The organism is Rhodococcus sp. B7740 (assembly GCF_000954115.1).
Lineage (GTDB): Bacteria > Actinomycetota > Actinomycetes > Mycobacteriales > Mycobacteriaceae > Rhodococcoides.
The window spans coordinates 2448647-2462904 of the sequence record NZ_CP010797.1 but is presented as its reverse complement, the minus strand read 5'-3'; the positions used below and the strand labels follow the sequence as shown (position 1 = coordinate 2462904).

Annotated in this window: 13 protein-coding genes; 8 read left to right on the top strand and 5 right to left on the bottom strand. The window is 65.4% G+C overall.

Going from position 1 to position 14258, the window contains the following annotated elements:
• Positions 1–4: 4 nt before the first annotated feature.
• On the bottom strand, positions 5–1024 hold the full coding sequence (locus NY08_RS11230; protein ID WP_032395724.1) for an alpha/beta hydrolase: 1020 nt from the start codon (positions 1022–1024) through the stop codon (positions 5–7).
• Between the two features lie 171 nt (positions 1025–1195).
• Here NY08_RS11230 and NY08_RS11225 point away from each other — a divergent pair, with 171 nt between their 5' ends.
• Positions 1196–2575 carry a WS/DGAT/MGAT family O-acyltransferase gene (locus tag NY08_RS11225; protein WP_045200218.1) on the top strand — a complete coding sequence of 460 codons (1380 nt, stop codon included), beginning with the start codon at positions 1196–1198 and terminating at the stop codon, positions 2573–2575.
• A gap of 71 nt (positions 2576–2646) precedes the next feature.
• Here the strand turns inward: NY08_RS11225 and metG are convergent, their stop codons facing one another.
• Positions 2647–4191, bottom strand: coding sequence for a methionine--tRNA ligase (gene metG, locus NY08_RS11220; protein ID WP_045196414.1), 1545 nt, complete (start codon positions 4189–4191; stop codon positions 2647–2649).
• Between the two features lie 21 nt (positions 4192–4212).
• On the opposite strand from metG, the gene NY08_RS11215 reads away from it, so the two are divergent.
• The 3 genes from NY08_RS11215 (at position 4213) to rsmA (ending at position 7330) form a co-directional block, all read left to right on the top strand.
• Positions 4213–5040, top strand: a complete 828-nt coding sequence (locus NY08_RS11215; RefSeq protein WP_045196412.1) for a TatD family hydrolase — start codon at positions 4213–4215, stop codon at positions 5038–5040.
• 102 nt (positions 5041–5142) lie between these two features.
• Positions 5143–6270 (top strand): resuscitation-promoting factor, encoded by a 1128-nt coding sequence (locus tag NY08_RS11210; protein ID WP_032395720.1) that lies wholly within the window; start codon positions 5143–5145, stop codon positions 6268–6270.
• A 184-nt stretch (positions 6271–6454) separates the two neighbouring features.
• A complete protein-coding gene (rsmA, locus tag NY08_RS11205) occupies positions 6455–7330 on the top strand; it encodes a 16S rRNA (adenine(1518)-N(6)/adenine(1519)-N(6))-dimethyltransferase RsmA (RefSeq protein WP_032395719.1) in 876 nt (291 codons plus the stop codon).
• Between the two features lie 7 nt (positions 7331–7337).
• Here the strand turns inward: rsmA and NY08_RS11200 are convergent, their stop codons facing one another.
• Together NY08_RS11200 and NY08_RS11195 are read right to left on the bottom strand one after the other, a co-directional pair.
• Positions 7338–8153, bottom strand: a complete 816-nt coding sequence (locus NY08_RS11200) for a DNA/RNA non-specific endonuclease (RefSeq protein WP_045196410.1) — start codon at positions 8151–8153, stop codon at positions 7338–7340.
• 12 nt (positions 8154–8165) lie between these two features.
• Positions 8166–9155, bottom strand: coding sequence for a helix-turn-helix transcriptional regulator (locus tag NY08_RS11195; protein ID WP_032395717.1), 990 nt, complete (start codon positions 9153–9155; stop codon positions 8166–8168).
• Positions 9156–9337: 182 nt separating this feature from the next.
• Here NY08_RS11195 and NY08_RS11190 point away from each other — a divergent pair, with 182 nt between their 5' ends.
• The 4 genes from NY08_RS11190 (at position 9338) to NY08_RS11175 (ending at position 13873) form a co-directional block, all read left to right on the top strand.
• Entirely contained in the window at positions 9338–10273 is a 936-nt protein-coding gene (locus NY08_RS11190; protein WP_032396229.1) for a 4-(cytidine 5'-diphospho)-2-C-methyl-D-erythritol kinase, read from the top strand.
• Positions 10273–12069 carry an ABC-F family ATP-binding cassette domain-containing protein gene (locus tag NY08_RS11185; protein WP_045196408.1) on the top strand — a complete coding sequence of 599 codons (1797 nt, stop codon included), beginning with the start codon at positions 10273–10275 and terminating at the stop codon, positions 12067–12069. The genes NY08_RS11190 and NY08_RS11185 overlap by 1 nt, the downstream gene beginning before the upstream one ends.
• Positions 12070–12145: 76 nt before the next feature.
• Positions 12146–12829 carry a DUF4166 domain-containing protein gene (locus NY08_RS11180; protein WP_045196406.1) on the top strand — a complete coding sequence of 228 codons (684 nt, stop codon included), beginning with the start codon at positions 12146–12148 and terminating at the stop codon, positions 12827–12829.
• A 45-nt stretch (positions 12830–12874) separates the two neighbouring features.
• Entirely contained in the window at positions 12875–13873 is a 999-nt protein-coding gene (locus tag NY08_RS11175) for an enoyl-CoA hydratase/isomerase family protein (RefSeq protein ID WP_032395714.1), read from the top strand.
• A 10-nt stretch (positions 13874–13883) separates the two neighbouring features.
• Here NY08_RS11175 and NY08_RS26425 read toward each other — a convergent pair whose 3' ends face one another.
• A complete protein-coding gene (locus tag NY08_RS26425) occupies positions 13884–14231 on the bottom strand; it encodes a hypothetical protein (RefSeq protein WP_230596808.1) in 348 nt (115 codons plus the stop codon).
• Between the last annotated feature and the right edge of the window lie 27 nt (positions 14232–14258).

The following is a 14258-nucleotide window of genomic DNA, read 5'->3' as shown; positions in this document are numbered from 1 at the left end:
TATCTCAGCTTTCTCTGCGGGGGCTGACGTTCCGCGCGAACTCGCCGATGGCTCTGAGCGCGCGGCGGGCCTCGGGGACGAAATCGGCTGCCTGGAACACGTGGACCTGGTCCTCGTACACCTGCAACTCGCAGTCCACTCCGGCGACGGCGAGTCGCTGAGCCATGAGTTCGGCGTCGGCATAGACCATTTCGGTCGAACCGACCTGGATCAGCACCGGCGGAAGGCCGGTCAGATCTCCGTCGACCGGTGACACCCGCGGACCCACGTCGCCGTCGACGACGATGCGCGCATCGACACGATCGGCCAGTGCGGTGAGTGCGGGAACCGCATTGGACGGGAAGACCGAACACTTCGACGCGTTCTCGTGGTCGAGTTTGCGGGTGGGGTCCATGTCGGTCAGGGGGGACATGGTGAAGATTCCTCCGGGCGCGGGCAAGTCGACGGTACGCAGCGCCAGGGTGACCATGAACGCGAGGTATCCGCCTGCCGAGTCGCCGCCCAGGATGATCTGCTCCGGCCGGTATCCGGAATCGAGGAGGAAGCGGTACGCGTCGACACCGTCCTCGACCGCATGGCTGATCGGATTGCGCGGCATCATGCGGTAGTTCACCGACAGCACCGCTCCGTCGACGTGTTTCGACACTCGCGAGGTCATTCGGCGATGGGTGCGCAGCCCGCAGCAGACGAAGGCACCCCCGTGCAGGTAGAGCACCACGCGATCGGACCCGGTGCCCTCGGCTCTGATCCATTCGGCGTCGCACTCGGCGAGCATGACGCGGCTGCGGGTGGTGCCGCTGATCTGGGGGACGAGCAGTCCGGCGTAATCGACCAACCCCATGGGCCACGGAAGTGACGGTGTCTGCGCCCAGATCGTCAGGAACGGTCGGACAGTGAGCTGTAGGCCCTTGGACAGAATCTGCGACTGCAGGCTTGCGCCGCGGACGTAATGCCTGCGTGCGGTGACTGCTGGGTCGGTCGATTTCACTACGGTGAGCGCCGGATTCATAGCCGTCGCCTCCATCCCCGTCGTCGGTGCACGGCGCATCTGCGCCGTGCGTCGGAACCCCGCTCTTGTTGGAACCCCTGGTAACGGACAATAGCGGGTAGCTTTTCGTGACCGGACGTAAGGTCGTGTTCTGAGTCACATTCGGTGCCGTACCGTGACCGAAAACAAATGGAAAAGGGACAGCTCATGGCACTCATGCCCATCACGGAATCGATGTTTCTGATCGCCGAGTCACGGGAGCACCCGATGCACGTGGGCGGTCTGGAGTTGTTCGTCCCGCCCGGTGATCCACACGACTTCGCCGAGGAGGTACACCGCAAGTTCACCACCGGCGAGGTACACGAGCTCTTCCGTAAGCGCCCTGCGCGTCCGGTGCAGATCATGGGAAATCTGGCCTGGGCCTTCGATCCGGACGTGGATTTCGAGTACCACGTTCGCCGCACGGTGCTGCCTGCTCCCGGTCGGATTCGCGAGCTGTTCCAATTCCTCTCGCTCAATCACAGTGCACCGCTCGATCGGTATCGACCGATGTGGGAGCTGCACATCATCGAGGGTCTGGCGGACGGCCGAATCGCGTTGTACACCAAGGTGCATCACTCGCTGGTCGACGGCGTCAGTGCATTGAAACTCATGCAGCGCACGCTCTCCACCGATCCCGACGACCGAAGCGGAGTCGCCACCTGGGACCCGTCACTGTTCGGTAAGCGCAAGAAGCAGGGCGTCGAGGAGCAGCCGGGACGGCTTGCTCAGCTGGGCAGTGGGCTGTCACTGGGGCGCAAGATCGCGGGCGACCTCGTCGATTTCGCTCCGGCCTCGGCGCGAATCGGATTGCGCGCGTTGAAGAAAGAAGGAGCTCAGCTGCCGTTGCAGGCACCGCGCACCATGTTCAACGTGCCCATCGGTGGCGCGCGCCGCTTCGCTGCCGAGAGCTGGTCGATCGAGCGGATCCGCACGGTCGGAACGGCTCTGGACGCCACGCTCAACGACATGGTGCTCGCGATGTGCGCCGGTGCTCTGCGCGCGTACCTCATCGATCGCAACGCGCTGCCCGAGGAACCGCTGATCGCAATGGTTCCGGTGTCGTTACGCAAGGAGGGGGACGGCAAGGACGCCGGGAATTCGGTGACGACCATCCTGTGCAATCTCGCCACGGACGAATCCGATCCGCTCGCGCGGCTGGAGCGAATCAAGGATTCGACCGTCAAGGGCAAGCAGATGATGAGCGAGCTCAACACCCTCGAAGCGCTCGCCGTGGGAGCAGTCACCATGGCTCCGTTGCTGTTCGGGCCGGTGCCGGGATTCGTCGACTACACCCCGCCGCCCTTCAACGTCATCATCTCCAACGTTCCCGGATCCAAGGAGGATCTGTACTGGAACGGCGCGAAACTGGACGGCATCTACCCGGCGTCCATCGTGGCCGACGGGCAGGCTCTCAACATCACCGTCGCCAGCAACGGCGACTCGCTGAACTTCGGACTCATCGGATGCCGACGCAGTGTGCCGCACCTGCAGCGAATGCTGACGCATCTGGAGAACACGTTGGAGGAACTCGAGAAGACCTTGTGAGTGCGGCTTCGCCGCACGTGAGCGAAACTTCGCAGCCCACTACGAAGTTTCGCTCACATGCGCGGAGCGCTCTACTCGTACTTGGGGAACACCGGCGTCGGGGTCGGTAGTGCAGTGCCGGGCACCGAACGTGTTGCGATGTCGGTGAATTCGCGGTTCTGTGCGCCGAGCAGGTCGAGGATGCGCGACGCGGAATCGGGCATGACGGGCTGCGTCAGGATGCTCACGATGCGCAGCACCTCGATCGTCACGTACAGCACGGTGGCCATGCGATCGGGATCGGTCTTGCGCAGTACCCACGGCTGCTGCAGCGAGAAGTAGCGGTTGGTCTCACCGAGCACCGACCAGATCGCTTCGAGCGCGGAATGGATTGCCTGCACGTCGAATTCGCGTCGGCAGAGCTCGAGGAGTGCATCGGCGCGGGCCAGCATCGCGTCGTCCTCGGCGGTGAATTCTCCCGGTGTCGGGAGAGCTCCGTCGAGGTTCTTGGCGACCATCGTCAGCGAACGCTGCGCGAGGTTGCCGAGTTCGTTGGACAGGTCGGCGTTGACGCGGGCGACGATGGCCTCGTGGCTGTAGCTGCCGTCCTGACCGAACGAGACCTCGCGGAGGAAGAAGAAGCGCACCGGGTCGAGGCCGTAGTTCTCCACCAACGATTTCGGGTCCAGAACGTTGCCGAGAGACTTGGACATCTTCTCGCCCTTGACGTTCAGGAATCCGTGCACGAACACTCGCTTGGGCAGTTCGATGCCCGCGGACATCAGGAACGCCGGCCAGTAGACGGTGTGGAAGCGGGTGATGTCCTTGCCGATGATGTGCAGATCGGCAGGCCAGAATTTCCGGAACGACTCCGACTCGACGTCGGGATAGCCGGCACCGGTGAGGTAGTTGGTGAGCGCGTCGACCCACACGTACATCACGTGCGCCGGATCGCCGGGCACCGGCACGCCCCAGTCGAACGTCGTTCGGGAGATCGACAGGTCGCGCAGGCCGCCCGCGACGAAGTTCACGATCTCGTTGCGACGGGTGCCGGGCGCGATGAAGTCCGGCGACGCGTCGTACAGCTCGAGCAGTTTGTCCTGGTACTGCGACAGCTTGAAGAAGTACGACGACTCCTCGGTCCACTCGACCGGAGTGTTCGTCTCCGTCGCGACGCGTGAGCCGTCCTCGGCGAGGGTGGTCTCGGCCTCGGTGTAGAACGCCTCGTCTCGTACCGAGTACCAGCCGGAGTAGGAGTCGAGATAGATGTCGCCGTTCGCTTCCATCCGCTTCCACAGTTCTTGGCTGGCGGCATGGTGATCGGCGTCGGTGGTGCGGATGAAGCGTCCGTAGGAGATCTTCAGCAGGTCCTGAGCGGTCTGGAATGCGTCGGAGTTGCGCGCGGCGAGCTCACGCACGTCCACGCCCTCGGTCTGGGCGGTCTGCTGCATCTTCAGGCCGTGCTCGTCGGTACCCGTCAGGAATCGCACGTCGTAGCCGTCGAGGCGTTTGAAGCGCGCGATGGTGTCGGTGGCGATGTACTCGTAGGCGTGTCCGATGTGCGGAGCGCCGTTGGGGTACGCAATCGCCGTGGTGACGTAGAACGGTGGCCGTGGGGCATCAGCTGGCGCAGTCATGGTGCGCCTACTCTAACCAGCGTGAGCAGAGACCGTCCCGCACCACCGTTGCCCGAGTCCGTCGGCACTCTCGTCGACGCGCACACCCACCTCGACGCGTGTGGGGCGACCGACGCGGCGAGTGTGGCCGCGATCGTGGACAAGGCCGAGTCCGTCGGTGTCACGCGGGTGGTCACGATTGCCGACGACCTCGATGCCGCGCGCTTCGCCGTCGACGCGGCGTCCTGGGATCCGCGGGTGTGGGCCGCGGTGGCGATTCATCCCACCCGCGCGAACGTGCTCGACGACGACGCCAAGGCCGAGATCGAGCGGTTGGCGTCCGATCCTCGCGTGGTGGCGGTCGGGGAGACCGGACTGGACTACTACTGGCCGGGCAAGCTCGACGGGTGCGCCACGGTGGCCGAGCAACACGAGGGATTTCGCTGGCACATCGACCTCGCGAAGCGCCTGGACAAGCCGTTGATGATTCACAATCGCGAGGCCGACGAGGATCTGCTGGCCGTTCTGACGGCGGAAGGTGCGCCCGAGACGGTGATCTTTCACTGCTTTTCCGGTGGTCCCGAGACCGCGAAGGCCTGCGTCGACGCCGGTTACGTTCTCAGCTTTTCGGGGACCGTCAGTTTCAAGAATGCGCACGCGCTGCGGGAGGCCGCGGTTCTGGTACCGGACGAGCTCGTGCTGATGGAGACCGACGCGCCGTTCCTGACGCCGCATCCGTATCGAGGTGCACCCAACGAGCCGTACTGCCTGCCGTACACCGCGCGGGCGTTGGCCGAGGTTCGCGGTCAGGATCCCGCAGCGCTCGCTGCTCACGCCACAGCCAATGCGGAGCGGGTGTACGGCCTCTAGCTGCCGAAGTTGCGACGTGGGTGCTAATTCGTTACCGTACCGTGACCGAACTCGGGCGTTTCGACGCCGAAGTCACGCTCGCAACCGCCAGGAATACGAAACTTGTCGACTATCAGACGCCTCAACTCCGCCCGCTCGACCACTCTCTACCTGGTCATCGCGGCCCTGTTGATGACGCTCGTCGCCGGTGGTGTGATGGCCGTGAGCCGTCACAAGACCGTGACCATCGACGTCGACGGCGACATGATCTCGCTGAGCACCATGAAAACCGACGTCAGCAGTGCGTTGGCCGACGCCGGTTATGCCCCGTCGGACAAGGATCTGGTCGTTCCCGCTCCCGACTCCGGCCTGAGCGACGGCGACACCGTTGTCCTTCGCCGCGCCCGCGAGATCACACTGAACGTCGACGGCAAGCCCGAGGAGATCTGGACCACCGCACTGACCGTCGAGGAAGCACTGCAGCAGACCGGCCTCGCCGAGGACGTGCACGTCTCCGCCTCGCGCTCGGAGCGACTGCCGCTCGACGGCACCGAGTTGGACGTCGCACTGCCCAAGCAGGTCTCGCTCGTCGACGGCGGAGCCCCCGCCACCCCGATCACCCTGGCCGCACCGACCGTGCGCGAATTCCTCGAAGCAGCAGGCGCGCCGCTCGAAGAAGCCGACACCGTCAGCCCCGATCCCGACGCGACCGTGACCGACGGCGCCGAGATCGTCGTAACGCGTGACCGCACCGTCACCAAGACCGAGACCACCGATACCGACGCGCCGGAGCAGCGGATCGAAGATCCGACGATGAACATGAGCCGCACCGTCGTCGAGAACCCCGGTGCCCCGGGCGTCTCCGACATCACCTGGAAGATCAACATGGTCAACGGCGTCGAGGTCGGTCGCGAGAAGGTCGACGAGAAGGTGCAGGTACCCGCGCAGCCGAAGACCGTCCGTGTCGGAGCCAAGCCCGGCACCGAGGTGCCGCCGGTGGAGAACGGTGCGATCTGGGACGCGCTCGCACAGTGCGAGGCAACCGGCAACTGGGCCATCAACACGGGTAACGGCTTCTACGGTGGCGTGCAGTTCGACCAGAACACCTGGGAACGTCAGGGCGGCCTCAAGTACGCACCGCGCGCCGACCTCGCCACCCGCGAAGAGCAGATCGCAATCGCATCGGTGACGCAGAAATCGCAGGGCTGGGGCGCATGGCCCGCCTGCACCTCGCGCCTGGGTTATCGCTGACTGCCTTGGGTCATTCCGCAGGCTCCACTCCTGCCTTCCTGGGTCATTCCGCAGGCTCCACTCCTGCCTTCCTGGGTCATTCCGCAGGCTCCACTCCTGCCTTCCTGGGTCATTCCGCAGGCTCCACTCCTGCCTTCCTGGGTCATTCCGCAGGCTCCACTCCTGCCCACGTAGAGTTTCCGCCGTGTCCGAACATGTGAGGGGATCCGCGGCTCTGCTCGGTCCCGCCGAGGTCCGCTCCCTCGCAGCCGAGCTCGACGTGCGGCCCACCAAGCAGCTCGGGCAGAACTTCGTGCACGACGCAAATACTGTTCGACGCATCGTCGCCTCCGCGGGAGTAGGCCCTCAGGACACGGTCCTCGAGGTCGGCCCCGGCCTCGGTTCGCTGACTCTGGCGTTGCTCGACGTGGCCGAATCCGTCATCGCCGTCGAGATCGATCCCAAGCTCGCGAACCGCTTGCCCACCACGGTGGCAGACCGAGCCCCGACCCTGGCCGATCGGCTGACGGTGATCGAGGCCGACGCGCTTCGCGTCCGAGCGGCGGACATCGCGGGGGAGCCGACTGCACTGGTGGCCAACCTCCCCTACAACGTCGCCGTTCCCGTGCTGATTCATCTGTTCTCGGAATTGCCGAGCCTCCGTGTCGCGGTGGTGATGGTCCAAGCCGAGGTGGCCGATCGACTCGCCGCGGTACCGGGCAGCAAGATCTACGGCATCCCCAGCGTCAAGGCCAGGTTCTTCGGTGACGTCAAAAGGGCCGGCGCGGTGGGCCGTTCGGTGTTCTGGCCGGTGCCCAAGGTCGAGTCGGGCCTGGTGCGTATCGATCGGTACGACGAGCCGCCGTGGCCCACCGACACCGCGCATCGCAAGGCCGTCTTCGCGGTGATCGATGCCGCATTCGCGCAGCGACGAAAGACCCTGCGAGCGGCCCTCGCCGGCTGGGCCGGCTCCCCGGTGGCGGCCGAACGCCGGTTGCGTGAGGCCGGAATCGACCCGACGGCGCGAGGCGAAACCATCGACGCCGCAGCCTTCGTCCGCTTGGCCGCCACCGAAGCCTGAGGCCCCTTTACAGGTGGATGTCCGACAGTCGCGTCAGCTCGGTCCACTTCGACGCCTCCGCACGAGCGGCAGCCACCGGTGCATAGCGATCGGCCTCGATCAACACACCCAGCTCCAGGCCGGTCATCGACGCGATGTCGGCCACCGGAACCTGGTACGTCCGGTACGGGCCGAGGGGCGGGGGATCGGTCTCGAGTCGTAACGGCTTGTCGAGGATCGGATCGAGGGACGGCGACTGGTCGAGAACGTATCCGGTGCATGCGGGAGTCGAATCCTGCGACCATGCCGCGATCTTGAAGAACTGCCGCGGAATGGCGACACCGCGGTAGATCGGATCGTCGTCGGCGAAGATGCAACCGCTGAACACCGAGAGCTTTCGGTCGTACTGCTCGGCGTTTCCCAGCACGTAGTCCTCCAGCCCCAGCCACAGCGTCTTCGACTGATTCAGGGTGGCCGTCTGTGGCGCGCACACGGTGTAGTGGAACGTGTCCTCGTTGGCGCGCTCGGCCACCGCACGCTCACCCCACACCGGATCTCGCCTGCGAACCAGATGTCCGCGATCGAGGTCGTTGTTCTTGTACAGCTCGTTGCCGGCCTGCTGGGCAGCCGGTAGCCGATCGTCGAGTCGCCAGTTGTCTCCCCGCCCGACATCCTGCAGGCTCGCGCCGTCGATGTTCACGCCGGTGACCGCGGCGAGGCGTCGGGCAGGGTCGATGGACACCGAGAAGTGCGTGTACGCAAGCACCACCACGTCGGCGCGATCGGGCAACGGAACGTCGATGTCCGCCAGGAATTTCGGGTCGAAACCGAGTGGTGTCGTCATCTGCCCATTGACTCACGGACCGGTTACCGGAGGGTGAACCGCCGCGAGGTATCGCTCGTTCAGCCTCGCGTGCCGCTCGGCCACGATGCGGCATTCCTCGCGCAGTTCCGGTGGATCGAGCACCGTGAAATCGGTGTCGAACGCCGCCAGCCACCGTGCGATCGAGGGCAGCGAATCCCCGGCCAACACCACCGCGCAGGTGCGGTCGTCGATGGATTCGAGTGTGCCCCACTGCTCGTCGATCATCGGCGCGATCGTCTCGATCGGAGCGTGCAACGCGATCCGCGCCTGAACTCTGGCGAACGCACGATCGATTCCCTTCGAGACGAACGACGCCGCGCCTCCCGGCGGCAGCGCCCGGGGCGTGAACCGCGGACCCGTCGGAATCTTCGGAGTCAGACGATCAACCCGATACGACCGCCAATCCTCCCGCAGTACATCCCAACCCAGCAGGTACCAGCGCGCTCCCGCCCGCACCAGGCTGTACGGCTCCACCTCGCGCCTGGACTCGGAACCGTCGTGCTTGCGGTAGTCGAACCGCAACCGCTCGTGTCCGTGGCACACCGCTGCCACCGTGGACAGCACCGACGCATCCACCGCCGAACGGGGTGTCTTCTCCACCACGTCGATGCGCAACGCGTCGAGCCGATGCTGGATGCGCGAGGGCATCACCTGCCGCAACTTCGTCAACGCCCGCAACGACGCCTCCCCGATACCCGCGACCGAGCCCCCGGCGGCGGACTGCAACCCGAAGGCCACCGCCAGCGCCTCGTCGTCGTCGAGCAGCAGCGGAGGCATCTCCGCGCCGGGACCGAGCTGGTACCCACCGCCGACACCCGGCGTCGCATTGACCGGATAACCGATGTCGCGCAGCTTGTCCACGTCGCGCCGCAACGTGCGAGGAGTGACGTCGAGTCGCTCTGCCAATTCCGCGCCCGCCCAATCACGACGCGTCTGCAGCAGAGACAACAGCCGCAACAACCGAGCCGATGTTTCCTTCACGGGCCCACGATGCCACCGAATGCGGACATATTCGGTCCACATCGCCCGATCATCCCCGCCCCCGAAGTCCACTGAATGTGACATCGACCGCCCAAAAGTCCACTGAACGTCACATCGAGTACCCACCGGAGGCCGCCCTGGTGGTGAACTCGGGCGTTGTTTCTCCACTACTGTGGTTACTCGTGCTGTCTGTCGTTCCCACACCCGTCGTTGTTCGGGCCCCGTCGAAGGTGAATCTGCATCTGTCGGTCGGTGACCTGCGTCCCGATGGTTTTCACGAGCTGACGACGGTGTTTCAGGCGCTCTCGCTCTCGGACGAACTGTCGGTGATTCCGGCCAAGACGCTCTCGGTTCGGGTGCGCGGTGACGACGCGAGGGTGGTTCCCACCGATTCGCGGAATCTGGTGTGGAAGGCCGCCGAGTTGCTGGGCCGTCGGGTCGGGCGAGAGCCGTCGGTGGAGATCACCATCGACAAGGGAATTCCGGTGGCCGGTGGGATGGCAGGCGGAAGTGCCGACGCTGCCGCGACCCTGGTGGCACTGAACGCGATGTGGCATCTCGATCTCTCGCGTGACGAGCTCGACGAGGTGGCGGCTCAACTCGGGAGCGACGTGCCCTTCTCGTTGCACGGCGGAACCGCGGTCGGAACCGGTCGCGGGGAGAAGCTGCTTCCGGTGCTCTCGCGCAACAGTTTTCACTGGGTGCTGGCGTTGGCGAAGGGTGGTCTGCAAACGCCTGCCGTGTACAACGAACTCGACGAGTTGCGGGCCAAGGGCGATCCGCCTCGCCTCGGCGGCACCGAGGATCTGATGCATGCGCTGGCGTCCGGCGATGCGCGTGCACTCGCGCCGTTGCTCGGCAACGACCTGCAGGCCGCTGCGGTCTCGCTGATGCCGCAGTTGCGTCGCACGCTGCGCGCGGGAGTCACCGCCGGGGCATTGGCGGGCATCGTGTCCGGCTCGGGCCCCACCTGCGCGTTTCTGTGCGCCGACGCCGACGCGGCGGTGTCGGTGAGCGCTGAATTGTCCGGTGCCGGTGTGTGCCGCACCGTCCGTGTTGCGAGTGGACCGGTTCCCGGTGCTCGTGTTGTCACTAGTGAATCGATTGGTTTTTCCTGATGGTCAATCTCGTCAATCTCGAAAACGTCAGCAAGTCCTTCGGCGTCAAGCCACTGCTCGACGGCGTCTCGCTCGGCGTGCAGGAGGGCGAACGCATCGGCATGGTCGGTCTCAACGGCGGCGGTAAGACCACTACCCTCGAGGTTCTCGCCGGCATCGAACCGCCCGATTCGGGACGTGTCAGCCGGGTCAACGGCCTGCGCATGGCCGTCGTCACCCAGCGCGGCGTGTTGCCTCCGGGGTCGACCGTCGGCCAGGTGGTCCTCGACCCACTCGGAATGGCCGAGCACGAGTGGGCGGGTGACTCTCGGGTGCGAAACATCTTGACCGGCATCGGTATCGCCGACCTCGGGCCTGCAGGGAGTTCGGGACTCGACGCGTCGATCGACAACCTCTCGGGCGGCGAGCGTCGACGAGTTGCGTTGGCAGCGGCCCTGGTTCAGGATCTCGATCTGCTGGTGCTCGACGAGCCGACCAACCACCTCGATGTCGAGGGCGTGCAGTGGTTGGCCGCGCACCTGGTCAGCCGTCGCAGTGCGCTGGTGGTCGTCACCCACGATCGCTGGTTCCTCGACACGGTCGCCAATCGCACGTGGGAAGTGGTCGGCGGCGGCGTCGAGGCCTACGAGGGCGGCTACAACGACTGGGTGTTCGCGCGCGCCGAGCGGTCCCGTCAGGCCGACGCGTCCGAGGAGCGTCGACGCAACCTCGCGCGCAAGGAGTTGGCGTGGCTGCGCCGCGGTGCCCCGGCTCGTACCTCCAAGCCGAAGTACCGCATCGAGGCGGCCGAGGCTCTGATCGCCGACGTTCCGGCTCCGCGTGACTCCGTCGCGTTGTCCTCGTTCGCTCAGCGTCGTCTCGGCAAGGTCGTCATCGAACTCGAGGACGCGCGCCTGGAGACTCCCGACGGCCGAGAACTGGTGAAGGACTTCACCTGGCGTCTGGCCCCCGGTGAGCGCGTCGGCCTGGTCGGAGTCAACGGTTCGGGCAAGACCACGATGCTCCGCACGCTCGCCGGTGAACTGCAGCCTGCTGCGGGTAAGCGCATCCAGGGCCAGACGGTCAAGATCGGTTGGCTCAAGCAGGAATTGGACGACCTACCCAAGAAGCTGCGTGTTCTCGATGCGGTCAAGGAAGTGGCCGAGCGGATTACGTTGGGTGACCGCGAGATCTCGGCCGGGCAGCTCGCGGAGCGGCTCGGCTTCACCCCGGCGCGTCAGCGCACCCCCGTCGGAGATCTCTCCGGCGGTGAGCGTCGTCGCCTCCAGCTGACGCGCGTGTTGATGGCCGAGCCGAACGTGCTGTTGCTCGACGAGCCCACCAACGATCTCGACATCGACACCCTGCAGCAGCTCGAGGACATCCTCGACGGCTGGGCGGGCACCCTCGTCGTCATCAGTCACGATCGGTACCTGATCGAGCGGATCTGTGATTCCACCTGGGCACTGTTCGGCGACGGCAAGCTCACCAATCTGCCCGGCGGGATCGACGAGTACCTGCGTCGCCGGTCGGTTCTCGCGGCCGAGGCCACTCCGGATTCGTTGACCACCGGCGCGTTGCCGAAGAAGGCGACCCGGGATGCGGCGTCCGAGCGCGCGGCCCGTAAGGAACTGAGCAAGCTCGAAAAGCTCGTCCTTCGGCTCTCCAAGCGTGAGGTCGAGTTGCATGCCGAACTCGTCGACGCGTCCACCGAGCAGGGCAAGCTCGTCGCCCTCGACACCGAGCTCAAGCAGGTCCTCGCGGACAAGGATGTCGCCGAGGAACGCTGGATGGAACTGGCCGCCGAGCTGGAGTAGAGCCTGCGGCACGTGAGCGGTAATTCGTAATCTGCTACGAAGTTTCGCTCACCTGCGCGCAGCGCATACTGGAGTCATGACATCGGTCGTCGCGGAAGTACTCGGTTCGGACTTCGCCCGTCTGCATCCCAAGGTTCAGTGGCGCTTCGGATTGCAGTCCTCGGACGATCTCGCCCAGTTCGGGGTGGGCGTGATGGAGGAGATGACGCACTCTCGGCTCGTGCCGCCGCCGTTGCTGTGGGCCGGCCGCAAGCGTGGACTCTTTCCCGCGGGTGTGGGCAAGGACGTGCCGTTCACCATCGCCAACTATGCGTATGTCGACGAACTGGGCCGCGAGACAATGTCTTTCGTGCGGCGTTTTGCTTTCGCCGGTCGCCCGCAGGGAATGAACTCGGTGATGGTGTCCTCCGCCGAGTCCGACGCGTATGCCTTGGACTACCTGGGCTTCTCGTCGGACATGGTGGTGCACACCAGGTGTGAGGTCGATGCCGATGGTGGACTGGTGCTCGAGAGCGAGGTTCCGCGATTCCTGCTCGGCCCTCTTGCGCCGAAGTTGCCGAAGCCGGCGTCGGCGGTGACGATCGGTCGCGAGTGGTGGGATGCGGCCGAGGAACGGCATCGCATCGAGATCGAGGTGAAGAGCCCGGTGCTCGGGCAGCTGTTCCTCTATCGTGGATGGTTCACTGCCGAGGAGCGGCCGTGTCCTCCCGCCGACATTCCCGCTGACGCGCGTCCACGGTCGGTCGAGTCTCGCGAATAGCGCTACTGTTACGCGTCGAACGAGGTGCGTGTGAAGGAGTCAACAGTGGCCGTTGTCGAAGCCGAGACCGTGGGCGGAGTGGGGCATATCGTCCTGAACCGGCCGGAGGCTCTGAACTCGTTGAACGGTGCGATGATCGACGGGATCCGCGCCGCACTCGATGCGTGGCGAGACGACGATGAGGTCACTTCTGTTCTGGTGACGAGCAGTTCACCTCGGGCGTTCTGCGCCGGCGGTGACATCAAGGCGATTCGGCAGGCCGTCGTCGACGGTGACCACGAGGCGGGCCCGGCGTACTTCGCGGCGGAGTACGACCTCGACGAGGTGATTGCCGGCTACCCCAAGCCGTACGTCGCCGTCATCGAAGCGGCGGCTTTCGGTGGTGGCCTGGGAATTTCGATTCACGGTAGCGTCCGCATCGTCACCGAGAACGCCGTGTTGGCGATGCCGGAGACGGCGATCGGTTTCGTGCCGGATGTGGGGTCGAGCTACTTTCTCTCGCGCCTGCCGGGCCATGCCGGACGGTACCTGGCGCTGACGGGAACTCGTATCACCGGAACCGATGCGCTCGCACTGGGATTGGCGACGCATTTCTGCCCGAGCGAGGTCGTGTCCGATCTGAAGGCGGACATCCTCGCAGGCATGGATCTGGACGAGGTGTTGGATCGATACACCACTGCGCCGTCGACCACCGAACTGTCGTTCGACGCGGAGGCGGTGGCTGCAGTGTTCGAGAGGAGCTCACTCGTCGACATCATCGATGCGCTGGTGTGCGACACGCCCTGGTCGCGGACGACGAAGACTCAGTTGGCGACGCTGTCGCCCACGTCCCTGATGGCAACCGACGCGCTGATCACACGCGGGGCCGACAGCACGTTGCGTGAATGCCTCGATCGGGAGTTGCGGATGGCGACGTGGATCATCACCGAACCGGACTTCGCCGAGGGTGTTCGTGCAGTGCTGGTCGACAAGGACCGCGCGCCGCAATGGAAGCCTCTGGTACTCGAGATGGTGCGACCAGAGGCATTCCAGCAGCTGTTGTGACCGGTAGGGGTCAGCGGTAGCCCTTGGCGGGGTTCTGCAGGTCCAGCACGATGGTCTGGCCGTTGGAGCGAACGTGGATCTCGGGGTTCTGCAGGCCACCCGAGACGAGGTATTCGCCGAGGAGCTGGAGCAGCTCGTCGGGACCGACGGAGGTGTCGGGGGTACGGATGTCGCCGGTGCGGCTGCCGAGCTCGTTCTGGGTCAGGCGGCCTGCAATGCGTACCGAGGCGACGCCCATGGCGGTACGACGGTCCGGTCCCTGGCCGCGACCGAGCGACGGCGAGGAGCTGGAGCCGTGAGACGTGGAGCGGCCGTTGGTGGGCAGGCCGTGTTCTGAGATCTGATCGCTTGTAGTCACTTCAACCTCGTTCGATTCCGTGGCGGG

Excerpts from the sequence above, each read along its gene's own strand:
- NY08_RS11185 (WP_045196408.1), top strand. The coding sequence starts at position 10,273 with ATGGTCAATCTCGTCAATCTCGAAAACGTCAGCAAGTCCTTCGGCGTC.
- NY08_RS11200 (WP_045196410.1), bottom strand. The coding sequence starts at position 8,153 with ATGACGACACCACTCGGTTTCGACCCGAAATTCCTGGCGGACATCGAC.
- metG (WP_045196414.1), bottom strand. The coding sequence starts at position 4,191 with ATGACTGCGCCAGCTGATGCCCCACGGCCACCGTTCTACGTCACCACG.
- NY08_RS11230 (WP_032395724.1), bottom strand. The coding sequence starts at position 1,024 with ATGGAGGCGACGGCTATGAATCCGGCGCTCACCGTAGTGAAATCGACC.
- NY08_RS11225 (WP_045200218.1), top strand. The coding sequence starts at position 1,196 with ATGGCACTCATGCCCATCACGGAATCGATGTTTCTGATCGCCGAGTCA.
- NY08_RS11180 (WP_045196406.1), top strand. The coding sequence starts at position 12,146 with ATGACATCGGTCGTCGCGGAAGTACTCGGTTCGGACTTCGCCCGTCTG.